Genomic DNA, 23,071 nt, shown 5'->3' on the forward strand with positions numbered 1-23,071 from the left:
ATATATATAGAGGGCAGGCGGATCGTATGGATAGAATGGTATTGCATCGTATGGAGTATTACGGATATCATGGTGTTTTTGCAGAAGAACGGAAGCTTGGGCAGCGGTACTATATTGATCTGGAGATTGATATGGACCTGGGTGAGGCCGGACGTAACGATGATCTGACCAAAACGATTAATTATGCGGAGATCCATGAGCTGGTAAAACAGATTGTAGAGAATAAGTCATTCCAGTTAATTGAAGCTTTGGGCGAACATATTGCATCTTCTTTACTAGACACTTATACTATTATCAATGCATTGACAGTCAAGGTGACGAAGCCACATCCGCCATTCGATATTCATTTTGAGGGCGTAACGGTAGAGCTTCGCCGCACAAGAAAGTGAGAACCGATCATGATTGCACATTCGACCTCTGAATCTTCAGAGGCTTATATTGCTTTAGGGGCCAATTTGGGTGACCGGGAACAGACGCTGTTTGAAGCATTGTCTTTGCTGGATGAACACCCTCATATATCCGTTCTGCGTTGTTCTGCACTATATGAGACGGAGCCTGTAGGATATGTAGATCAGCCTGCGTTTCTGAATATGGCAGTCGCCGTACAGGCGATACTGACACCTGAGCAGTTGCTCACGGAATTATTGGATATCGAGAATCGGCTTGGCCGTGTTCGTGATATTCGCTGGGGACCGCGCACCGTTGATCTGGATCTGCTCTGGATGCAAGGTGAGACGCGAGATACCGAATTGCTTCAATTGCCTCATCCCCGCATGGGAGAACGGGCTTTTGTGCTGGTCCCACTGTCGGATATCGTACCGGAGGGCGAGATTTCAGGTTTGTATACCTTTGTACACTCATCGTTGTCTGTACTGGATGGAAAGGATGGAATACAGCTTTGGAAAACATGCAATTGGCCAACCGAATCCGGGCATTCCGGAAGCTGAAAGGTTTAACACAACATGAACTTGCGGCCGAGACCGGCATCTCGCTGGCCATTCTGGGAACCATTGAACGGGGAAACCGTAAGGTATCACAGCAAGAACTCGATCGAATTGCTGGTGTGCTGGCAATCAGTATCGAGGAGTTGCGGGGCAACTAGGACCGTTTCGGTTTCGCCATGTTACAACAACCAAGACACCGATCAAACTTTATATCGTGATATATATACAGAATTAAAAAAGGAGTGGAACGACTACCGTGCTTAACATTGGTGGCATTGAAATGAAAAACCAGGTCGTACTTGCGCCGATGGCTGGCGTATGTAATCCGGCTTTTCGTTTGATCGCAAAAGAATTCGGAACAGGTCTCGTATGCGCGGAGATGGTGAGTGGCAAAGCCATTGTCCATGGCAACCAGCGTACACGTGAGATGTTGTTTGTAGATGAGCGTGAGAAACCGCTGAGCCTTCAGATTTTTGGGGGAGATCGTGATTCCCTTGTAGAAGCAGCCAAAATCGTGGACAAAGAAACCAATGCAGACATCATCGATATTAACATGGGATGCCCTGTGCCAAAGGTAACAAAATGTGATGCCGGTGCACGTTGGTTGCTTGATCCGAACAAAATCTATGAGATGGTATCCGCTGTCGTGGACGCGGTGGAGAAGCCGGTGACGGTCAAGATGCGTATCGGCTGGGATAACGAGCATATCTTCGCGGTGGAGAATGCGCTCGCGGTTGAACGTGCTGGCGGACAGGCGGTAAGTGTACACGGCCGCACGCGTGAGCAACTCTATACAGGCACAGCTGACTGGTCACACATCAAAGATGTAAAAGAAGCTGTCTCTATCCCAGTGATCGGCAATGGTGATGTCCATACACCAGAGGATGCACGCCGTATGCTGGATGAAACGGGTTGTGACGGAGTTATGATCGGTCGTGCCGCCCTGGGTAACCCATGGATGCTGTATCGTACCATTCAATACTTAAGCACGGGGGAATTGCTTCCTGACCCGAATGGCGAAGAGAAGATCCGTGTTGCCATCCTGCATATGGATCGCCTGATCGCATTGAAGAATGAGACAGTTGCCGTACGCGAGATGCGTAAACATCTGGCTTGGTATTTGAAAGGCCTGAAAGGATCTGCCCGCATCAAGGATGTTATTATGGAAGGAACCAAGCGGGACGAGATGGTACAGATTCTGGAGAACTTTGTGAGTCAGCTGAAAAGCGAAGGTAATTTGGAGTCAGAACCGGTAATCACCGGAAATGCATCTTAATTATAAACGCATCTGTAAAACGTTTACACCTATAGGGGACGTAACATTGACTTTTCGAGATCGTTCCCCTATAATTTCTCAGTATAAATTCGCCATGTGCGTTAATAAGGCTATAGCATCAGGAGGAATATTCTATTTCTCTGGAGAACTTCATATAGTTTTGAAGATGTATGCGAGCGGAGCTCTGTAACAAGCACTGATTCCGTTGCCGTACAATCAAATTTATTCCCATGACAGGAGAATCGGTTGAGATGAGCGACAAGGAAGTTATCCTTACACCAGAAGGACTCAAGAAGCTGGAAGAAGAATTGGAAACATTGAAATCAGTGAAGCGCCGCGAAGTGGCTGAACGGATTAAGGTAGCCATCGGGTATGGAGATATCAGTGAAAACTCTGAATACGAAGACGCGAAGAATGAGCAAGCTTTCATTGAAGGACGTGTAATCACGTTGGAGAAATTGCTTCGTAACGCGCGGATTATTAACAGCGACGAGATCGATACCGATGCCGTAAGCGTGGGTGCAACCGTCACTGTAGAAGATCTGGAGTTTGGCGACATCACGGAATATACGATTGTAGGTACTGCGGAGGCAGACCCGCTTCAGAACAAGATATCGAACGAGAGCCCTGTAGGTAAAGCGATTCTCGGCAAGAAAAAAGGTACAGTTGTTGATGTAAGTGTGCCTGCCGGCGTAATTCAATATAAAATTATGGACATTAAAAAGCTATAGCAACGAAGCAGTTGGGCACGGTAAACAAAAGCTTCCTTAGGGAAGCTTTTTCAACATTAGAGGAAAAACGACCTCTCGCGATGCCTGCAATGTAAATAAGGAGATGAATACAGATCATGACGGATGAAGTCTTGAATCAGGAAACCGAACTTAGCGAGCTTTTACAAATTCGCCGTGACAAATTGGACGAGCTCCGCAAATTGGGAATCGACCCTTTTGGCCAAAAATACGTACGTACCGAAGAAGCCGGCTCCATTCTGAAGAAGTATGAAGAACTGACCAAGGAAGAGCTGGAAGAGAAGCACATCGAAGTCAGTATTGCCGGACGGATTATGGCGAAGCGGGGAATGGGTAAAGCAAGCTTCGCACATATTCAGGACCTGAGCGGCAGAATCCAGATCTATGTTCGTCAGGATAGCGTGCCTGAAGACAAGTATGCGGCATTTAGCCTGCTGGACCTTGGCGATATCGTTGGGGTAACGGGTGTGATCTTTAAGACCAAAACAGGTGAAACTTCTGTCAAAGTGAAAGATATTGAAGTGCTGTCCAAATCGCTCTATCCGCTTCCGGATAAATTCCATGGTCTCACTGACGTAGAGCTGCGTTACCGCCAGCGTTATGTTGACCTGATTATGAGCCCGGACGTACAACAGACCTTTATCGCACGTTCCAAAATCATTCAATCGATGCGTCGTTACCTGGATTCCCTTGGATATCTGGAAGTGGAAACACCTACGTTGCATACCATCGCAGGAGGAGCGGCAGCACGTCCGTTCATCACACATCACAATGCGCTTGATATGGAACTGTACATGCGGATTGCGATTGAACTTCACCTGAAACGTCTGATTGTTGGTGGGCTGGAGAAGGTATATGAGATCGGCCGTGTATATCGGAATGAAGGTATGTCCACACGTCACAATCCGGAGTTCACCATGATTGAATTGTATGAGGCATATGCCGACTACAAGGATATTATGCAATTGACGGAGAACCTGGTTGCTCATATTGCACAGGAAGTACTGGGTACGCAAGTGATCCAGTATGGAGATTATGAAGTAGATCTTACGCCACAGTGGCGCCGTGTTACGATGGTGGATGCAGTTAAGGAAGTTGTAGGCGTAGACTTCTCCGTACACATGACGGATGAGGAAGCACACAACTTGGCGAAGGAACATAAGGTTCCGGTTGAAAAACATATGACATTTGGTCATATTCTGAACGCGTTCTTTGAAGAATTTGTAGAAGAGACGTTGATTCAACCGACATTCATTATGGGACATCCTCTTGAAATCTCACCACTAGCGAAGAAAAATGATGTAGATCCGCGTTTCACGGATCGCTTCGAATTGTTCATCGTTGGACGCGAGCATGCCAATGCCTTTACAGAGCTGAATGATCCAATCGATCAGCGTCAGCGCTTTGAAGCACAGATGCTGGAGAAAGAACATGGGAACGACGAAGCTCATGAGATGGATGACGACTTCATCCGTGCGCTCGAATATGGTATGCCACCAACAGGCGGATTGGGAATCGGGGTTGATCGTCTGATCATGCTGCTTACCAACTCCCCGTCGATTCGTGACGTACTGCTCTTCCCGCACATGCGTCCTCGTACGCAAGATTAAATAAGGAACGTAGGATACGTTCATAATAGAAGAGGAACCTGCCGTTCAGTATCATGCTGGGGCAAGTTCCTCTTTAGGTTTACATAGACGCTAAAAATAAAGTTTGTCAGAAGGCCCTTGCTCACAGCACAACATTAGGGTAACACCGCGTCTTGAAATTGTTAGATTAACCTGTTCGTATTTTTGTTAAAAGAGGTGCCCTTCATGAAGTTCAGGCTTCACTTTGCCAAATTCTTATCTCCTCCGTTAATTCTGGTCGGTGGTTTTCTGCTTATCATTGCGATTGGAACGGTGCTTCTCATGTTGCCAATCTCCAACCAAAGCGGTATGCATTTGGCGTTTATTGACGCGCTCTTTACATCAACCTCTGCCGCATGTGTAACTGGACTTGTCGTTGTGGATGTAGGGACGACCTTTAATTTGTTTGGTCAGATCGTCATTATGGTATTAATGCAGCTTGGTGGACTCGGATTCATGACCATGGCTACCCTCTTTGCGCTTGTATTGGGCAAGCGAATCTCACTCAAGGACAGGTTATTACTCAAAGAAGCCATTAATGCAGACAGTATGGAAGGGATAGTACGCATTATCCGCAAGGTGTTGATTTTCTCCTTTACCATTGAAGGGGTGGCTGCTGTCATACTTGCGCTGCGCTGGGCAACGGAGATGCCATTGGGTCAGGCCGTATACTATGGAATATTTCATTCCGTTTCATTGTTTAATAATGGCGGCTTTGATTTGTTTGGCAACAGCTTTCAATACTACACTGGAGACTGGATATTCAATGTGACCGCTTCTGTGCTCGTAGTCTCTGGTGGACTGGGTTTTGTTGTATTGAATGACCTTTTTGAGTATCGCAAACGCCGCCGTTTGTCTCTTCAGTCCAAACTGGTGCTGTCTGTATCCGGAGCGCTGATCGGTATAGGAGCGATTGTCTTGTTTGTTTTCGAATTCACCAATGGACATACACTGGCTTCACTCACATGGAGCGAGAAGATCTATGCGTCCTTCTTCCAGTCTGTCTCTACACGTTCGTCGGGAACGAGCACAATCGATATCACGGAGATGAGGCAGGCTACCCAATTCTTCTTCATTCTGCTGATGTTTATCGGGGCTTCCCCAGGGTCGACCGGGGGCGGAATCAAGACGACTACATTCCTGATCATGATTGGTGCGGTGTATGCCATGATTCGGGGAAATAAGGATATTGTGTTTTTCCGCCAGCGTGTTCCGAAAGAACTGCTGATGAGGGCGTTGACCATTATTATGGTTTCTCTGATCATATTCATGATCGTGGTGATGCTTCTGCTTACGACAGAGGATGCGCCATTCCTTTCACTGATGTTTGAAGCTGCATCCGCAATCGGTACCGTGGGTCTTTCTGTGGGAGTGACTGATGAGTTGACCAATTGGGGAAAAATTATTATTACCTTTACCATGTTTGTAGGTCGGATCGGGCCATTAACCATCGCGTATGCTCTTCGTCCGCGCAAAGAGAAGAAACTGTATCGTCATCCGGAAGGCCGGATCATTATCGGATAAAAAGAAAAACCGTCAGACATTCAGAACTAACTCCTGTTATCGTAACGGGCCTTAGTCACAACGAATGTGCTGCGGTTTTTTTTGGTTTAACGACACAAGGAAGCAAGATGCAAAGTGAGAACATCGTCCATGAGCTTGGCATTCATCTGATCCGGTCTAAGCACGGTGTGTATGCCTAAGCCATCTACCAGTGCATACAATCTCTCGATCTCCAGTTCTTTGTCCAGATCGGGTCTGGAGAGGTCGAGCTTTATCAGGTAGGTGATAACAGAGCCTACAGCTTGTCTGAGTTCATCATATACGGTATTAGCAAGTTCTTTGAGTGTAGGATCGGTTTTCGATCTGGCTGTAAAAGCGTACCACACCTCCATTTCGGCCAGTTTTTCTTCCGTGTTTGGTAAGAATTCAAGCAATAGGCATTTCATATTGTCCATGGGAGAGCCAGTAAAGGACATTTTTTGGACTCGATGAGACACCCGTTCAGATACCAAATTCATGGCATATCGTAGTAGTTCCGATTGAGTAGAAAAGTAGTGACGCATCGAACCGACCGAAACTCCAGCTTCTTCAGCAATATTCCGAACAGAGGCCTGTTCCATGCCATCTCTTCGTATAATACGCCAAGCTGCCTCGGCCACGAGCACGCGCTGTTTATCGTGATCAACAAGTTTAGGCATAGGCATATTATATCACTGTTGATTATTATAGTACACACGTGCTAAATTAAATTTAATACATTTGTATCAAAAAAGGAGAGGCTGAAATGATTGGTTATTTCATTATAGGTTGTGAGATTGCCTTTTGGGTGTTTGTGTTCGCAGGTCTGAGTGTCAGGTATCTCCTTGGCATGAAGCGAATAGGCATCGGTTTGTTAATGGCGACGCCGGTTATCGATCTGTTATTGCTGGTAGCTACAGTTATGGATCTACAGCGAGGAGCTACAGCAAGTATGATTCATGGTATAGCTGCGGTGTATATAGGAGTAAGCATTGCCTATGGTCACCAGATGATCGCTTGGGCGGATCGATATTTCCTATATTGGTTCAAAGGTGGAGAAAACCCTCGTAGTAACAAGTTATATGGTAGAGAACATGCGAGTCGTGAGCGTAGTGGATGGTTTAGACATCTATTGGCTTGGGCTATAGGAAGTGCTTTTTTATTGGCCATGATATGGTGGATTGGAGATGCTGAACGTACAGCTGTCTTCAATAATCTGATCAGAGTGTGGGGAATGATACTCGGTATCGATTTTCTGATAAGTTTTAGTTACAGTTTATGGCCAAGAAAGGTTCCTGCTAGGAATGTTAAACGTTAAAGTTAAAAATGGACGTATGTATGAACTTGCTAAGTTGGGAGAATACCATATGTACGTCTGTATTAGATCGAACCAATTGTTAATATAGTTTCAAAAAAAGACTTGCATTCAATAACTGTACATGGTATATTCTAATTCCGGCCAAGAAAACACGGTTTACACGGTGCGGCAAGCAAATGAAGTAAGCTTCGAAAGAAACTTAAAAAAAGAGCTTGCAAAGTTGGTTTGGATGTGATAAGATATAAAAGTTGCTGAAGAGAACGACATTCGGTAACAAAATAAGTTTGATCTTTGAAAACTGAACAACGAGTGAGTAAACATTCTGCTTGCAGAATGAACGCGAAAGTTTGAAACAAGCCTTGGCTTGGATCGACTAGAGCACAAATGAGATTTTTAATCTCGTCAGATTCAAAATGAGCTTATCGCTCTTTTCAATACTTTATTGGAGAGTTTGATCCTGGCTCAGGACGAACGCTGGCGGCATGCCTAATACATGCAAGTCGAGCGGACTTGAAGAGAAGCTTGCTTCTCTGATGGTTAGCGGCGGACGGGTGAGTAACACGTAGGCAACCTGCCCTCAAGTTTGGGACAACTACCGGAAACGGTAGCTAATACCGAATAATTGTTTTCTTCGCCTGAAGGGAACTGGAAAGACGGAGCAATCTGTCACTTGGGGATGGGCCTGCGGCGCATTAGCTAGTTGGTGAGGTAACGGCTCACCAAGGCGACGATGCGTAGCCGACCTGAGAGGGTGATCGGCCACACTGGGACTGAGACACGGCCCAGACTCCTACGGGAGGCAGCAGTAGGGAATCTTCCGCAATGGGCGAAAGCCTGACGGAGCAATGCCGCGTGAGTGATGAAGGTTTTCGGATCGTAAAGCTCTGTTGCCAGGGAAGAACGCTTGGGAGAGTAACTGCTCTCAAGGTGACGGTACCTGAGAAGAAAGCCCCGGCTAACTACGTGCCAGCAGCCGCGGTAATACGTAGGGGGCAAGCGTTGTCCGGAATTATTGGGCGTAAAGCGCGCGCAGGCGGTCATTTAAGTCTGGTGTTTAATCCCGGGGCTCAACCCCGGATCGCACTGGAAACTGGGTGACTTGAGTGCAGAAGAGGAGAGTGGAATTCCACGTGTAGCGGTGAAATGCGTAGATATGTGGAGGAACACCAGTGGCGAAGGCGACTCTCTGGGCTGTAACTGACGCTGAGGCGCGAAAGCGTGGGGAGCAAACAGGATTAGATACCCTGGTAGTCCACGCCGTAAACGATGAGTGCTAGGTGTTAGGGGTTTCGATACCCTTGGTGCCGAAGTTAACACATTAAGCACTCCGCCTGGGGAGTACGGTCGCAAGACTGAAACTCAAAGGAATTGACGGGGACCCGCACAAGCAGTGGAGTATGTGGTTTAATTCGAAGCAACGCGAAGAACCTTACCAGGTCTTGACATCCCTCTGATCGATGCAGAGATGTATCTTTCCTTCGGGACAGAGGAGACAGGTGGTGCATGGTTGTCGTCAGCTCGTGTCGTGAGATGTTGGGTTAAGTCCCGCAACGAGCGCAACCCTTATATTTAGTTGCCAGCATTTCGGATGGGCACTCTAGATAGACTGCCGGTGACAAACCGGAGGAAGGTGGGGATGACGTCAAATCATCATGCCCCTTATGACCTGGGCTACACACGTACTACAATGGCCGGTACAACGGGCTGCGAAATCGCGAGATGGAGCCAATCCCAACAAAGCCGGTCTCAGTTCGGATTGCAGGCTGCAACTCGCCTGCATGAAGTCGGAATTGCTAGTAATCGCGGATCAGCATGCCGCGGTGAATACGTTCCCGGGTCTTGTACACACCGCCCGTCACACCACGAGAGTTTATAACACCCGAAGTCGGTGGGGTAACCGCAAGGAGCCAGCCGCCGAAGGTGGGATAGATGATTGGGGTGAAGTCGTAACAAGGTAGCCGTATCGGAAGGTGCGGCTGGATCACCTCCTTTCTATGGAGAATCGTTTCCTGCAACGGAAACATTCAAATACGCAGCTTAGCTGCAAAACACTCACTCGTTGTTCGGTTTTGAGAGCTCAAACTCTCAAACAGCTTGCTTTTGCATGGAGCTTGTTCTTTGAAAACTAGATATCGAAACGAAACAAACGCGAATTAGAACATTCCTTTTTAGCTGAACTTGTGTTAAACAAGTTTCAATAAAAACGGTAGATTGCACGTACGATGGTATCGAATGGGAGCGAATTTTGGCTTTGCGCAAGCAAAACAAGGGAAGCGAGCAGTCGAAACCGGAGCACGAGGTTAAGCTACTAAGAGCACACGGAGGATGCCTAGGCGCTAGGAGCCGATGAAGGACGTGGCGAACAACGAAACTGCCTCGGGGAGCTGTAAGCAAGCTTTGATCCGGGGGTGTCCGAATGGGGAAACCCAGCTGGGGTAATTTCCAGTTACTCACAACTGAATACATAGGTTGTGTAGAGGCATACCAGGGGAACTGAAACATCTAAGTACCCTGAGGAAGAGAAAACAATAGTGATTCCGTCAGTAGCGGCGAGCGAACGCGGAGAAGCCCAAACCAGAGAGCTTGCTCTTTGGGGTTGTGGGACGTCTCACATGGAGTTACAAAGGAACCGGTTAAGCGAAGAGGTCTGGAAAGGCCCGCCAAAGAAGGTAAAAGCCCTGTAGTTGAAAGTTGGTTCCCTCCGAGACGGATCCCGAGTAGTGCGGGGCACGTGAAACCCCGTATGAATCCGGCAGGACCATCTGCCAAGGCTAAATACTTCCTAGCGACCGATAGTGAAGCAGTACCGTGAGGGAAAGGTGAAAAGCACCCCGGAAGGGGAGTGAAATAGAACCTGAAACCGTGTGCTTACAAAAAGTCAGAGCCCGTTTTAGGGGTGATGGCGTGCCTTTTGTAGAATGAACCGGCGAGTTACGTTCCCGTGCAAGGTTAAGGTGAAGAGCCGGAGCCGCAGCGAAAGCGAGTCTGAATAGGGCGAATGAGTACGTGGACGTAGACCCGAAACCGGGTGATCTACCCCTGTCCAGGGTGAAGGTGCGGTAACACGCACTGGAGGCCCGAACCCACGCATGTTGAAAAATGCGGGGATGAGGTGGGGGTAGCGGAGAAATTCCAATCGAACTCGGAGATAGCTGGTTCTCCCCGAAATAGCTTTAGGGCTAGCCTCGGAAAACAGAGTCGTGGAGGTAGAGCACTGATTGGGTGCGGGGCCCGCAAGGGTTACCAAGCTCAGTCAAACTCCGAATGCCATAGACTTACTTCCGGGAGTCAGACAGTGAGTGCTAAGATCCATTGTCAAAAGGGAAACAGCCCAGACCATCAGCTAAGGTCCCCAAGTGTGTGTTAAGTGGGAAAGGATGTGGAGTTGCACAGACAACCAGGATGTTGGCTTAGAAGCAGCCATCATTGAAAGAGTGCGTAATAGCTCACTGGTCGAGTGACTCTGCGCCGAAAATGTAACGGGGCTAAACACACCACCGAAGCTATGGCTTGATGCTTTGCATCAGGGGTAGGGGAGCGTTGTATAAGGGTTGAAGGTGTACCGTAAGGAGCGCTGGACATTATACAAGTGAGAATGCCGGTATGAGTAACGAAAAGATCAGTGAGAATCTGATCCGCCGAAAGCCTAAGGGTTCCTGAGGAAGGCTCGTCCGCTCAGGGTAAGTCGGGACCTAAGGCGAGGCCGAAAGGCGTAGTCGAAGGACAACAGGTCGAAATTCCTGTACCACCGTAAGCCGTTATGAGCAATGGGGGGACGCAGTAGGGTAGTGACGCGGACTGATGGATGTCCGTCTAAGCAGTAAGGCTGATGTGTAGGCAAATCCGCACATTGTAAGGCTGAGCTGTGATGGGGAGCGAAAATTATAGTAGCGAAGGTCATGATCTCACACTGCCAAGAAAAGCCTCTAGCCAGGTGATGGTGCCCGTACCGCAAACCGACACAGGTAGGCGAGAAGAGTATTCTAAGGCGCGCGGAAGAACTCTCGTTAAGGAACTCGGCAAAATGACCCCGTAACTTCGGGAGAAGGGGTGCCCCGGTAGTGTGAATAGCACGAGGGGGCCGCAGTGAAAAGGCCCAAGCGACTGTTTAGCAAAAACACAGGTCTGTGCGAAGCCGTAAGGCGAAGTATACGGGCTGACGCCTGCCCGGTGCTGGAAGGTTAAGGGGAGTGGTTAGGAGCAATCCGAAGCTGTGAACCGAAGCCCCAGTAAACGGCGGCCGTAACTATAACGGTCCTAAGGTAGCGAAATTCCTTGTCAGGTAAATTCTGACCCGCACGAATGGCGTAACGACTTGGGCGCTGTCTCAACGAGAGATCCGGTGAAATTTTAATACCTGTGAAGATGCAGGTTACCCGCGACAAGACGGAAAGACCCCATGGAGCTTTACTGCAGCTTGATATTGAATTTGGGTACGATCTGTACAGGATAGGTGGGAGCCTTTGAAGTGTGAGCGCCAGCTTGCGTGGAGGCAACGTTGGGATACCACCCTGATCGTATCTAGGTTCTAACCTGGTACCGTAATCCGGTGCGGGGACAGTGTCAGGTGGGCAGTTTGACTGGGGCGGTCGCCTCCTAAAGAGTAACGGAGGCGCCCAAAGGTTCCCTCAGAATGGTTGGAAATCATTCGAAGAGTGCAAAGGCATAAGGGAGCTTGACTGCGAGACCTACAAGTCGAGCAGGGACGAAAGTCGGGCTTAGTGATCCGGTGGTACCGCATGGAAGGGCCATCGCTCAACGGATAAAAGCTACCCTGGGGATAACAGGCTTATCTCCCCCAAGAGTCCACATCGACGGGGAGGTTTGGCACCTCGATGTCGGCTCATCGCATCCTGGGGCTGAAGTAGGTCCCAAGGGTTGGGCTGTTCGCCCATTAAAGCGGTACGCGAGCTGGGTTCAGAACGTCGTGAGACAGTTCGGTCCCTATCTGTCGTGGGCGTAGGAAATTTGAGAGGAGCTGTCCTTAGTACGAGAGGACCGGGATGGACGTACCGCTGGTGTACCAGTTGTTCCGCCAGGAGCACCGCTGGGTAGCTATGTACGGACGGGATAAACGCTGAAAGCATCTAAGCGTGAAGCCCCCCTCAAGATGAGATTTCCCAGTATGTAAGACCCCTTGAAGACGACGAGGTAGATAGGCTGGGGGTGGAAGTGCAGCAATGCATGGAGCTGACCAGTACTAATCGGTCGAGGGCTTATCCAATAGCAAGTTGTAATTCGCGTGTTTCGTTTCGAATCTAGTTTTCAGAGAACAACAACTCTGAATGTAAGCTAAGCTATGCGTTTGGTGGCGATGGCGGAGGGGTTCCACACGTACCCATCCCGAACACGACCGTTAAGCCCTCTAGCGCCGATGGTACTTGGACCGCAGGGTCCTGGGAGAGTAGGACGCCGCCAAGCAAAGAACCACTGCCGATGTTATTCGGTGGTGGTTTTTATTATATAGTTTTATTATGCAGTATGGGATTAAAATACAGATTGAATTTGTTAATTTATCAGCACAATAGGATGTATACAGGTAACGTTATTCGATACGAATTGACGTTTTTTTGCGTAATAACTAGACTTGTCCGCTCTGGAAAAACAGTTGTGTTCATCAGGCAATACACCTGATATAACCAAGTACTTTTCCTTGACAGTCTAAATATCGCTTTGCTAAGATGGCAATAATAAATTTTTCAGAAAACGTATTTTCGGCGTAAAATACAGCCTGGAATCTTCGGGTTTTGGACCGTAAAGCTGAGCAAACATAAGGAGGAACACTTGCGTGTGGGAAGATAAATTTGGTAAGGAAGGCCTCACCTTTGATGATGTATTGCTAGTGCCACGGAAATCCGAGACACTGCCTAAAGAAGTAGATGTATCTATTCGTTTGAGTGATACTGTAAAGCTAAATATTCCTTTGATCAGTGCGGGTATGGATACAGTAACTGAAGCGACATTGGCTATTGCCATTGCACGTGAAGGCGGTATCGGTATTATCCATAAAAATATGTCGGTTGAACAACAGGCAGAAGAAGTAGATCGTGTTAAGCGTTCGGAGAGTGGTGTTATTACAAACCCGTTCTCACTGACGGCAGATCATCTGGTATCTGATGCGGAAGCAGTAATGGCGAAATATCGGATCTCCGGTGTACCTATTATTGAAGGAGATCAGAAGCTGGTTGGTATTTTGACCAACCGCGATTTGCGTTTTATTCATGATTACGGCATCAAAATTAGCGAAGTCATGACTCATGAGAATCTGGTTACCGCTCCTGTTGGCACTACACTGCAAGAAGCTGAAGGTATCCTTCAGAAGCACAAGATTGAGAAACTTCCATTAGTTGATGAGACAAACACGTTGAAAGGTCTTATCACGATTAAAGATATTGAGAAAGCCATTCAATTCCCTCATGCAGCCAAAGATGCTCAAGGACGTTTGTTGGTTGGTGCAGCGATTGGTATTTCCAAAGATACATTTGAACGTGCAGATGCTTTGGTACAAGCTGGTGTCGACCTGATTACGGTAGACTCGGCTCACGGACACCACATCAATATCATTGAAGCTGTACGTCAGCTTCGTGAACGTTTCCCTAGTCTGACCATCGTTGCAGGTAACGTCGCTACTGGCGCTGCCACTCGTGACCTGATCGAAGCAGGGGCTTCGGTAGTCAAAGTCGGAATTGGTCCAGGTTCGATTTGTACAACACGTGTTATTGCTGGTATTGGTGTACCTCAAGTAACTGCAGTGTACGATTGTGCAACAGTGGCACGCGAATATGGAGTTCCGATTATCGCGGATGGTGGAATTAAATATTCTGGTGAAATTACAAAGGCACTGGCTGCAGGCGCACACGCGGTGATGCTGGGAAGTTTGTTTGCCGGCACAGCAGAAAGCCCGGGAGAAACTGAAATCTTCCAAGGACGTAGCTACAAAGTATACCGCGGTATGGGTTCAATGGCTGCAATGAAACAAGGCAGTAAAGATCGTTACTTCCAAGATGATGACAAAAAACTGGTTCCGGAAGGAATCGAAGGTCGTGTCGCTTACAAAGGGCCTTTGTCTGATACGATCCACCAACTGATTGGTGGCCTTCGTTCGGGTATGGGATACTGTGGTACAAGTAACTTGGAGCAACTTCGTAACGATACAGGCTTTATCCGAATTACAGGTGCGGGACTGCGCGAAAGTCATCCCCATGATGTACAGATTACCAAAGAAGCACCTAACTACTCGTTGTAATCTGAAGAGAGTTAATCATTTCCAGGACAGGCTCGGTGATTTTCACCGGGTCTGTCTTTTTTTGCAGATACCCCTGTGATAGAATAGAACAAGCGGTGACGATCCATGGATGGATTAAGGCGTTGCGGCGGCTTTTTGACGTGAATCTATGAATATGGTTTTGAAAAGCAAATGCAGTGCCAGAAAAGGCTGCCAGATAAACAGAAGCGCGGACGTCCTTTTACATAAGCATTTGCAAAATGCGGACTAAGTGACAATCGATAACGAACTTTGGGAGCAATAATATTGCTCGTTCGATACAGCGCATATAGCACACATCTCATACATCAAACACACAGGTTAGGGAACAAGAAAATCGCAGCATAAGCTGCACTGAAGCAATTAACAATGCTTTGGATCGAAGGGAGTATTCATCATTGAAAGCCAAACACATGAATAAAAAGAAACGCCAAATGCTCAAAAAGAGCGTAGCCTCGGTAATGCTAATTAACATGCTTTGCATGTCTGCAGTAATGCCGGTCATGGCTGCTGCGGACAACTCCAGTCAGGTTCTGACTGCTGCGGCAACAACAACAAAGACGGAAAAAGCCGTAAAGGTGCCTGGGGTAGACTCACTTGGGCTTGAGGTTAGATCAGCGGTGCTAATGGAAGCCTCAACGGGACAGATTCTACTAAATGTCGATGCGGATAAAGCGATGCCACCTGCAAGTATGACCAAAATGATGACAGAGTACATTGTCGCCGAACAAGTCAAACAAGGTAAATTCGGTTGGGACGATATTGTAACTGTTAAAAAGAATGCTGCACAAAGTATCGGGTCGCGAATTTTCCTCGCGGAAGGTGACCAGCACACAGTTAAGGATCTCTATATTGCTATGGCTGTTGGCTCTGCCAATGATGCTACGGTTGCTTTGGCTGAACATGTTGCCGGTTCGGAAGAAGCTTTCGTGAAAATGATGAATGATGAAGCGAAGCGTATGGGCATGAAGGATACATTCTTCATCAACTCTTCGGGTCTGGATCGAGCAGATATGCCTGCTGATTTCCGCCCAGCTGAAGACAAGGAAACAGTGATGTCCGCTCTGGATGCTGCAATTCTATGCCGATACATCATTATGGATCACCCGGACTACACAGAATTTACAACGATTCAATCCTACAAGTTCCGTCCCAATGATAAAGCTCCAATTATCAATTACAACTGGATGCTGGAAGCGAATAAAAATATAACCAATTTCAAAAGCTATGCCTATGAAGGTCTGGATGGAATGAAAACAGGCCATACCACGAACGCAGGTAATAACTTTACAGGTACAGCAGAACGTAACGGTATGCGTCTAATTAGTGTTGTTATGGGCACAGATTCGGAATCCGCACGTTTCAGAGAAACTAAAAAGGTATTGGACTATGGATTTAACAACTTTGAAGTGAAACAGGCTGTTGCAGGCAAGACCAAAGTGACGGGCTGGGAAGCGGTACCTTTGAAAAAAGGGAAAGAAACAACCGTTCCTGTTGTAACAGATAATGCGGTAAGTTTTGTTGTACCCAAAGGTACTCAGAACCTGGATGTGACATTCAAAGCCAACGTAACTGAGGCTGACAAGCTGGTAGCACCACTCAAGGCAGGTACGAAGGTTGGTACGGTAACGTACACGTATAAAGCAGATGGAATTGAGCCACAGGAAAAAACAGTGAACTTGATCACTGCTGAAGAGGCTGAAAAAGGCGGATGGTTCCGTTTGTTCTTCCGTGCTGTGAAGGATTTCTTTGTGGATCTTTTTGACGGAATCAAAAACCTGTTCTAAGCCTTAGCAAACTTCATGGAAAGAGTATGATCATGATTTTAAGCTTACATGGTCATATCATTGACAAAATACAAGTTATTCCGACCGGATGGATTGTATATTTACAATTTTTCCGGTAAAATATCAAGTTAGAATTCACGTATGATGAAGTAAAAAAGTACAATGTTTGTTTACCGTATGCAAGATCGTGGCTGGTAAGAGAAGGGGAATGAGCGTATGAAGATCGGCGTTTTAGCACTTCAAGGAGCTGTCACAGAGCATATTCGAAGTATTGAACGTGCTGGAGCAGAAGGTATAGCTATCAAACAGGTTCAGCAATTGGAGGACTTGGATGGTCTTATCCTTCCTGGCGGGGAAAGCACGACGATCGGTAAACTGATGCGCAAGTATGGGTTTATGGATGCCATTCGGGCGTTTGCTGCTGAGGGCAAACCGGTATTTGGTACCTGTGCTGGCTTGATCGTTATGGCTAAACACATTGCAGGGCAAGAAGAAGCTCATTTGGAGCTAATGGATATGACAGTATCCCGAAATGCATTTGGACGGCAGAGAGAGAGTTTTGAGACGGATTTGCCAGTCAAAGGCATTGAGGAGACGGTAAGGGCTGTATTTATACGGGCGCCCTTGATCGAGAGTGTCGGAGACCAGGTGGAGGTACTCTCCACATACAAGGATGAGATTGTTACGGCTCGTCAGGGACATTTGTTGGCTTGCTCCTACCATCCGGAATTGACGGATGACTATCGTCTGCATACTTATTTTGTAGACATGGCCAGATCCTACAAACACACGGTAGACTCTAAATAATGCATGATGTACAACCTATGATCTCCCGGTCATCGGATCACTTCACCAGAAGCCGTGTAAGGCCACTGGTTGGCAGTTGCATCTGAACGGATGCCTGATGTTGCCTGTATCTGCTTCATAGCGGGAATCGCAGCGGAGGGTGACAAGGGGGATATAGGTTGTTTTTTGGGTTACAGGTTCCGATAAGTATATAGTAAGGTGTATACAGTAGAGTTTTGAGAATGGATTTAACATAAGGCTTCACGTTGTGAGGTTATTTAGGAGGGGTATATCGTGCTTGATGTGAAAATATTGCGGAATGAGTATGCACGTGTAGAAGAAGCATTGACTAAACGTGGCAAATCGCTGGATCTTATCGCTGGATTTACCGAGATGGATGCCAAGCGTCGGGAATTGCTTCAAGAGAGTGAAACACTGAAGAGCCGTCGGAATACGGTCTCTGCGGAAGTTGCTAGACTGAAGAAAAATCGTGAGAATGCTGATGATCTGATTGTGGAGATGCGCGAAGTGTCTGATCGAATCAAAGCCATGGACGAGGAAGTTCGGGAACTGGAAGTGAAGATCAATGATCTCACAATGGCGATTCCGAACATTCCTAACGAAAGCGTACCTATTGGAGCTTCTGAAGACGACAATGTTGAGATTCGTCGTTGGGAAGAGCCAAAGTCATTTACTTTTGCACCAAAAGCACACTGGGAAATTGCACAGGATCTCGATATTCTTGATTTTGAAGCGGCTGCCAAAGTAACAGGTTCCCGTTTTACCTTTTATAAAGGTCTGGGCGCACGTCTGGAACGTGCATTGATTAACTTCATGATGGATCTGCACAGCGATCAACATGGATATGAAGAGATTCTGCCTCCATACATCGTTAATCGGGACAGCTTGTTTGGAACAGGTCAACTGCCTAAGTTCGAAGAAGACCTGTTCAAGTTGAAAGATACCGAATATTATCTGATCCCTACTGCTGAAGTTCCGGTAACGAACTATCATCGCGAAGAGATTCTAAATGTAGATCAATTGCCTAAGCACTTTGTGGCATACAGCTCTTGTTTCCGTTCTGAAGCCGGTTCGGCTGGACGGGATACACGCGGCTTGATTCGTCAGCATCAATTCAACAAAGTAGAGCTGCTCAAGCTATCTACTCCGGAGACTTCGTATGAAGAGCTGGAGCAAATGACTCAAAATGCGGAGCGTGTGCTTCAATTGTTGGGCTTGCCGTATCGCGTCCTGACTTTGTGCACGGCAGATATGGGCTTCACTTCAGCTAAAACGTATGATATTGAAGTATGGTTACCTGAGAGCAATACCTATCGTGAGATTTCTTCGTGCTCCAACTGTGAGGACTTCCAGGCACGTCGTGCCAATATCCGTTTCCGCAGAGAGCCAAAAGCCAAACCGGAATTTGTTCATACATTGAACGGGTCAGGATTGGCGGTTGGGCGGACGGTAGCCGCTATCCTGGAGAACTATCAACAGGAAGATGGTACGGTTGTCATTCCTGAAGCATTGCGTCCTTATATGGGCGGTATCAGTGTGATTGCACGTCGTTCTTAAGTAAGAGTTAGCTAACCATCCTCATCAGGGGGATACAAATTCAATCCGTCATTTTGGAATGGCGGATTGGAGTGTTTTGTATAACTGAGGCAGTTGTCTGATACGGAATTATCAATTTTAATATAAAAAGGTTGCATTATAATGTCGAGATGTGGTATGATACTTTTCGTGGCAAGTTTATAAAAGTTAATTCCCTGGAGAGGTACCGAAGCGGTCATAACGGGGCGGTCTTGAAAACCGTTAGGGGGCAACTCCACGTGGGTTCGAATCCCACCCTCTCCGCCATACTACACTTATAACAAGGATTCGAGCGATATCGCTCGGGTCCTTTTTTGCGTTGTGAGTTTGTCCAGCGTAGTGAGCATACAGGCTGGTGACCGATGTATATGTTGCACAGCACAACGTTATATTTTGAATAAGTCTAATATGTATAAAAACATCATCATCGCCGCACTTTATAGGAGTGGAGGTGGTAAGATGAACCGCGAGTTAAACATCGATCAGACAGAGCTTGTAGGGGCCTGGCAAGAACGTTTGCCTCAAGTCCTGAATGTTGGAGATCAGGCTCAGGTAATGGCCGATGAAGCCGATCAGCAGGCGATTCGGATACACATTGCTACAGCAGGGCACGAGATGTACTCTTTTGATTTCAAATGTGCATATGTCGATTCCCGTGAAGTCAGCGTACAGCTGATTGATGTGGAACGGGATGGACAAACGACGGATGAGCGTACAGAACCGATTCAGGAACTGGCTCACGATTATACACGGCATATTCATGAATGTGCCCAGTCGTTACAATCCCAGACGAGATAATAGCCTGAAATCTGAAGGAGTGAACTCAATTGACTAAAGCCAAAGCGGGAGTAGACAAAAACCTGCAAAATGTAGTCGATGATCTGGAGCAACCTACCGTAAACAGTCATCATGCCCAGCAAATTCAGCAAGATATTAATGATCGCCGTCATCAGGATGCACTGAATCATGACAAAACGGAAGATAGGGACCCATCCCATTCCTAACAATGATGAGGGGGCAATAATATGAGCAAACCAAAAACAATTCCCGTACCGGAAGCGCAAGCATCCGAACAGCATCGTCATTCATCCAAACGTTCTTCCATGCAGGAACCATTATCCGGTTCCAAAAAAGTAAAAAATCAAAATCATGTGGATCATTTGAATCCCCAAGGTTAATAGAAGAAACAGATTCACGCAAAAGTCCCTTGTTACCTAACAGGGGGCTTTTGCGTATTCATACATATATAAAGACAGGCACATGGTTATTCCCAAAGCTGACATAGGTCTTTGTAGCCATTTTAAAGAGGAAAGATCACATTTTTCCCAAATTAGGTTTCGGTATCTGGTGATATGGTATATCATTGATATTGAATTACTTTTTTTTGGGGTTATCACGAGAGGAGAGAAACAAATGACTAAACGTATGGGGGCGCTTCTTCTCACGTTGCTGTTGACCGTATCTATGGCATTGACAGCATGTAGCAGCAAGCAGGAACCAAAAGAGGCATTGAAGACGGCTGCGGCCAATGCTTCCAAATTGACTTCGTATGAAATGAGTTCTAATTTCACTATTAATGAATTGAGCTATAAACCTGGGGATGCTTCACAAACTGATCCTACCATGACTCAGTTTATGAGCATGCTGAAGGATGCTCAGTTGAATGTAACAGGTGTATACCAAAGTGAGCCAATGCAGACAGAGATGACTCTTGGCATCGAGCTTAAAGGCGACATGGGTATGACTTTTAACATCCCAATGGTGATGACGGCAGAGAAACTCTATGTGAAAGTGCCGAATATTCCGTTCTTCCCGATTCCGGAGAACGTTGTAGGCAAATTCCTGGAACTTGACCTGAAAGAACTGGCTGAGCAAGAGGGTACAGAATGGAACCCTGATGCTATGGATGCAGCCAAAACGCAAAAGCTGAGCAACGAAGTTATGGACGCAGTGCTGAGCGAGTACGATCAAGCTAAATTCTTCAAAAATCTAGACACCAAAGATGCAAAACTTCCTGAAGGTGTAGATGCGAAGCAAGTTGTACAATTCTCAGTGAATAATGACAATGTTAAAGAAGCAGTTACTGTACTGGTAACAAAAGCTATGCCTAAAGTATTGGATATTCTGTCCAAAGAGGAATATCGTGAAATGCTGCAAATGGATCAGGCTGATATCGACAAAGCTAAAGAAGATCTGAAGATCACTGAAGCAGATCAGGCTGAAATGGCTAAAGACTTGGATAAATTGAAAGATGTTCTGACAATCAACCAATTCAACATCGATTTCGCATTGGACAAAAACGACTTCCCTGTATATCAAAAGATGGTCGCTGATGTGCTGATCAAGCCAGAAGGTACAAAAGACGAAGTGAAATTGGCATTTACCGGTTCCAATACGTACACTAAGATTAACGAAAAAGCAGCATTCAAAATCAACATCCCTACTGGCGATGACGTAATTACTATGCAAGAGTTCGAAGAACTGATGAACGCTTCATACGGATACTAATCTCGCTGAGTTCAAACCGTCTGTGATTCAAGTGAAGGATAATCTCCTTCCGCTTGGGTACAGGCGGTTTTTTTGTTAGACAGCGTAAGAGGGGATATCCGTAAAATAATTGATCTTTGAAGTTGAATCGTGGATGGTGATATATACAAATAAAACCGCACTCTCTCCTACATAACTAGGGTAGTGCGGTTTTGTACATTAAACTTGTATATTGTTGAATTGGGAATACAGACAGCTTTATTGGGAAGCTTCTAAATCAATTAATTCGTAAGTTCGTCCAAGTCTTCAGCAAGTACAGCATAGATCTGATGATCCTGATATTTGCCGTTGATCTTGAGGTATTTGCGAGCAGTACCTTCAAACTGGAATCCGTTCTTCTCCAGAACGCGCTGTGAACCTTTGTTGGAGGGCAATACTGCAGCCTGAATCCGATTTAACTTTAGCGCACGGAAGCCATAAGCTACGGCCAGTTTAACCGCTGCTGTCATTCGTCCGCCACCCTGATAATCTGGATGGATAAAGTAACCCATATCCGCATAATTGGCAACGCCCAATACGACATTGTTGATACTTACTTGTCCAATTAGCAGGCTGTCTTTAATAGTATAGATTCCAAATTGATATCCTGTACCATCTTCTGCTGCCTTGACCCGATCCTCAATCCGCCGAGTCTGAGCATCCAGTGTATAGAATTCATCGTCTCGCACGGGTTCTACAGACTGGTAGGGGACGCGTGTGACCTGAATCAGGTCCAAATAGGACTGTGTATCTTGGGGTGTGAGCAACCGAAGGCTTATGCCATTGGCTGTATCATAGAGTGTTAGTGCCATTACAGCACACTTCCTTTCTAATTGGGATGTTTGTAGTCGGTGACTACTTTAACTTTTGGCGCAGACTTCTGAAAAATTGAGTTAGCATCGTGGAGCATTCAGGCTGAAGGATATCCGGAATCACCTCGGTGCGATGGTTAAAACGAGGCTCCTGTAACAGGTTCATCAGTGTACCTGCACAGCCTGCCTTGGGATCAGCCGTACCATAGATTACGCGGGGGACCCTGGATTGTACAATTGCACCTGCACACATTGGACAAGGTTCTAGTGTGACGTACAGAGAACAATCCAACAAACGCCAAGCTCCGATGGTCTCGCTGGCCTGACGAATAGCCACCATCTCTGCATGGGCGGTGGAATCCAGTGTAGTTTCACGCAGATTGTATCCCCGACCAATAATTTGGTTATTTTGTACGATTACAGCTCCAATCGGCACTTCCCCAAGAGCCTCAGCTTTGTAGGCCTCGGCAATGGCCTCCCGCATCCAGTGCTCATGCTGAGCTTCCTCAGATAAATGCGCAAGATCGGTCTGAAGAAAATGGTCAGTCATTACTATATAACTCCTTCCAAAATCGTTTATTCAGCGAACAAATATTCGGGTTGTTAACATGTTGTGTATAGAATTGTGGATAACCGTGTAGTTGCTCACATAGTTATAAACAAACTATCCACAAGCCTGTGGGTATGTGGATAAATATAGTGATTAATTTCATTGTAGAGTTCGAAAATGCAAAAAACAACGAATTTCGAGCTTTTCAGTCATTCGGTAACTTTTGGACACAGGTCAATTATCCTTTTCAAAAAGACATACAAGCGTTATGATGGAGATAGGTTTTGCCATATATCGCCAGAGGGTACAAGCCG

The 23,071-nt window shown here is 46.6% G+C and carries 19 protein-coding genes, 1 tRNA gene and 3 rRNA genes; 20 read left to right on the plus strand and 3 right to left on the minus strand.

Annotation, left to right across the window (positions count from 1 at the left end; genetic code table 11):
• Positions 1–26: 26 nt before the first annotated feature.
• The 7 genes from folB to MHH25_RS00395 all read left to right on the plus strand — a co-directional run bounded on the left by folB (position 27) and on the right by MHH25_RS00395 (position 6,121).
• Positions 27–389: a dihydroneopterin aldolase gene (gene folB, locus MHH25_RS00365; RefSeq protein ID WP_036606103.1), complete on the plus strand. Its 363-nt coding sequence runs from the start codon at positions 27–29 to the stop codon at positions 387–389.
• A 9-nt stretch (positions 390–398) separates the two neighbouring features.
• Positions 399–947, plus strand: coding sequence for a 2-amino-4-hydroxy-6-hydroxymethyldihydropteridine diphosphokinase (folK, locus tag MHH25_RS00370; RefSeq protein WP_340018853.1), 549 nt, complete (start codon positions 399–401; stop codon positions 945–947).
• Positions 899–1,102 carry a helix-turn-helix transcriptional regulator gene (locus MHH25_RS00375; RefSeq protein ID WP_047844502.1) on the plus strand — a complete coding sequence of 68 codons (204 nt, stop codon included), beginning with the start codon at positions 899–901 and terminating at the stop codon, positions 1,100–1,102. The genes folK and MHH25_RS00375 overlap by 49 nt, the downstream gene beginning before the upstream one ends.
• A 98-nt stretch (positions 1,103–1,200) precedes the next feature.
• Positions 1,201–2,220 carry a tRNA dihydrouridine synthase DusB gene (gene dusB, locus MHH25_RS00380; RefSeq protein WP_047844501.1) on the plus strand — a complete coding sequence of 340 codons (1,020 nt, stop codon included), beginning with the start codon at positions 1,201–1,203 and terminating at the stop codon, positions 2,218–2,220.
• Positions 2,221–2,471: 251 nt separating this feature from the next.
• The gene (gene greA / locus MHH25_RS00385; RefSeq protein ID WP_036606099.1) at positions 2,472–2,951 is read left to right on the plus strand and encodes a transcription elongation factor GreA; all 480 of its coding nucleotides are present in this window, start codon (positions 2,472–2,474) and stop codon (positions 2,949–2,951) included.
• 116 nt (positions 2,952–3,067) lie between these two features.
• Positions 3,068–4,579: a lysine--tRNA ligase gene (gene lysS / locus MHH25_RS00390; protein ID WP_036606098.1), complete on the plus strand. Its 1,512-nt coding sequence runs from the start codon at positions 3,068–3,070 to the stop codon at positions 4,577–4,579.
• Between the two features lie 204 nt (positions 4,580–4,783).
• Complete coding sequence (locus MHH25_RS00395) at positions 4,784–6,121, plus strand: TrkH family potassium uptake protein (RefSeq protein ID WP_036606097.1); 1,338 nt, start codon at positions 4,784–4,786, stop codon at positions 6,119–6,121.
• A gap of 86 nt (positions 6,122–6,207) precedes the next feature.
• Here MHH25_RS00395 and MHH25_RS00400 read toward each other — a convergent pair whose 3' ends face one another.
• The gene (locus tag MHH25_RS00400; RefSeq protein ID WP_340018854.1) at positions 6,208–6,798 is read right to left on the minus strand and encodes a TetR/AcrR family transcriptional regulator; all 591 of its coding nucleotides are present in this window, start codon (positions 6,796–6,798) and stop codon (positions 6,208–6,210) included.
• Positions 6,799–6,884: 86 nt separating this feature from the next.
• Here MHH25_RS00400 and MHH25_RS00405 point away from each other — a divergent pair, with 86 nt between their 5' ends.
• The 13 genes from MHH25_RS00405 (at position 6,885) to MHH25_RS00465 (ending at position 21,377) form a co-directional block, all read left to right on the plus strand.
• A complete protein-coding gene (locus MHH25_RS00405) occupies positions 6,885–7,436 on the plus strand; it encodes a hypothetical protein (protein WP_036606096.1) in 552 nt (183 codons plus the stop codon).
• Between the two features lie 439 nt (positions 7,437–7,875).
• A 16S ribosomal RNA gene (locus MHH25_RS00410) occupies positions 7,876–9,428 on the plus strand.
• 306 nt (positions 9,429–9,734) lie between these two features.
• Positions 9,735–12,660: ribosomal RNA gene (locus MHH25_RS00415) — 23S ribosomal RNA — on the plus strand.
• A gap of 80 nt (positions 12,661–12,740) precedes the next feature.
• Positions 12,741–12,857 (plus strand): 5S ribosomal RNA (gene rrf, locus MHH25_RS00420).
• Together the 16S, 23S and 5S rRNA genes form the textbook arrangement of a ribosomal RNA operon.
• 367 nt (positions 12,858–13,224) lie before the next feature.
• Complete coding sequence (gene guaB / locus MHH25_RS00425) at positions 13,225–14,682, plus strand: IMP dehydrogenase (RefSeq protein WP_036607306.1); 1,458 nt, start codon at positions 13,225–13,227, stop codon at positions 14,680–14,682.
• 416 nt (positions 14,683–15,098) lie between these two features.
• Positions 15,099–16,487 (plus strand): D-alanyl-D-alanine carboxypeptidase family protein, encoded by a 1,389-nt coding sequence (locus tag MHH25_RS00430; RefSeq protein WP_340018855.1) that lies wholly within the window; start codon positions 15,099–15,101, stop codon positions 16,485–16,487.
• Positions 16,488–16,703: 216 nt separating this feature from the next.
• Positions 16,704–17,294, plus strand: a complete 591-nt coding sequence (pdxT, locus tag MHH25_RS00435) for a pyridoxal 5'-phosphate synthase glutaminase subunit PdxT (protein ID WP_036671585.1) — start codon at positions 16,704–16,706, stop codon at positions 17,292–17,294.
• Positions 17,295–17,567: 273 nt separating this feature from the next.
• Entirely contained in the window at positions 17,568–18,851 is a 1,284-nt protein-coding gene (serS, locus tag MHH25_RS00440; protein WP_149846226.1) for a serine--tRNA ligase, read from the plus strand.
• Positions 18,852–19,047: 196 nt separating this feature from the next.
• Positions 19,048–19,136: transfer RNA gene (locus MHH25_RS00445), tRNA-Ser, on the plus strand.
• Between the two features lie 192 nt (positions 19,137–19,328).
• Entirely contained in the window at positions 19,329–19,667 is a 339-nt protein-coding gene (locus tag MHH25_RS00450) for a hypothetical protein (RefSeq protein ID WP_076254819.1), read from the plus strand.
• Positions 19,668–19,696: 29 nt separating this feature from the next.
• Complete coding sequence (locus MHH25_RS00455) at positions 19,697–19,873, plus strand: hypothetical protein (RefSeq protein WP_179087979.1); 177 nt, start codon at positions 19,697–19,699, stop codon at positions 19,871–19,873.
• A 21-nt stretch (positions 19,874–19,894) separates the two neighbouring features.
• Positions 19,895–20,047, plus strand: a complete 153-nt coding sequence (locus tag MHH25_RS00460) for a small acid-soluble spore protein P (protein ID WP_036607296.1) — start codon at positions 19,895–19,897, stop codon at positions 20,045–20,047.
• 235 nt (positions 20,048–20,282) lie between these two features.
• The gene (locus MHH25_RS00465; RefSeq protein WP_047841148.1) at positions 20,283–21,377 is read left to right on the plus strand and encodes a hypothetical protein; all 1,095 of its coding nucleotides are present in this window, start codon (positions 20,283–20,285) and stop codon (positions 21,375–21,377) included.
• 260 nt (positions 21,378–21,637) lie between these two features.
• Here MHH25_RS00465 and MHH25_RS00470 read toward each other — a convergent pair whose 3' ends face one another.
• Both MHH25_RS00470 and tadA read right to left on the minus strand, forming a co-directional pair.
• Positions 21,638–22,207 (minus strand): GNAT family protein, encoded by a 570-nt coding sequence (locus MHH25_RS00470; RefSeq protein WP_036607294.1) that lies wholly within the window; start codon positions 22,205–22,207, stop codon positions 21,638–21,640.
• A gap of 43 nt (positions 22,208–22,250) precedes the next feature.
• On the minus strand, positions 22,251–22,757 hold the full coding sequence (gene tadA, locus MHH25_RS00475) for a tRNA adenosine(34) deaminase TadA (RefSeq protein WP_017691321.1): 507 nt from the start codon (positions 22,755–22,757) through the stop codon (positions 22,251–22,253).
• Between the last annotated feature and the right edge of the window lie 314 nt (positions 22,758–23,071).

Source organism: Paenibacillus sp. FSL H3-0457 (assembly GCF_037981725.1).
In the GTDB taxonomy this organism is placed as follows: domain Bacteria; phylum Bacillota; class Bacilli; order Paenibacillales; family Paenibacillaceae; genus Paenibacillus; species Paenibacillus amylolyticus.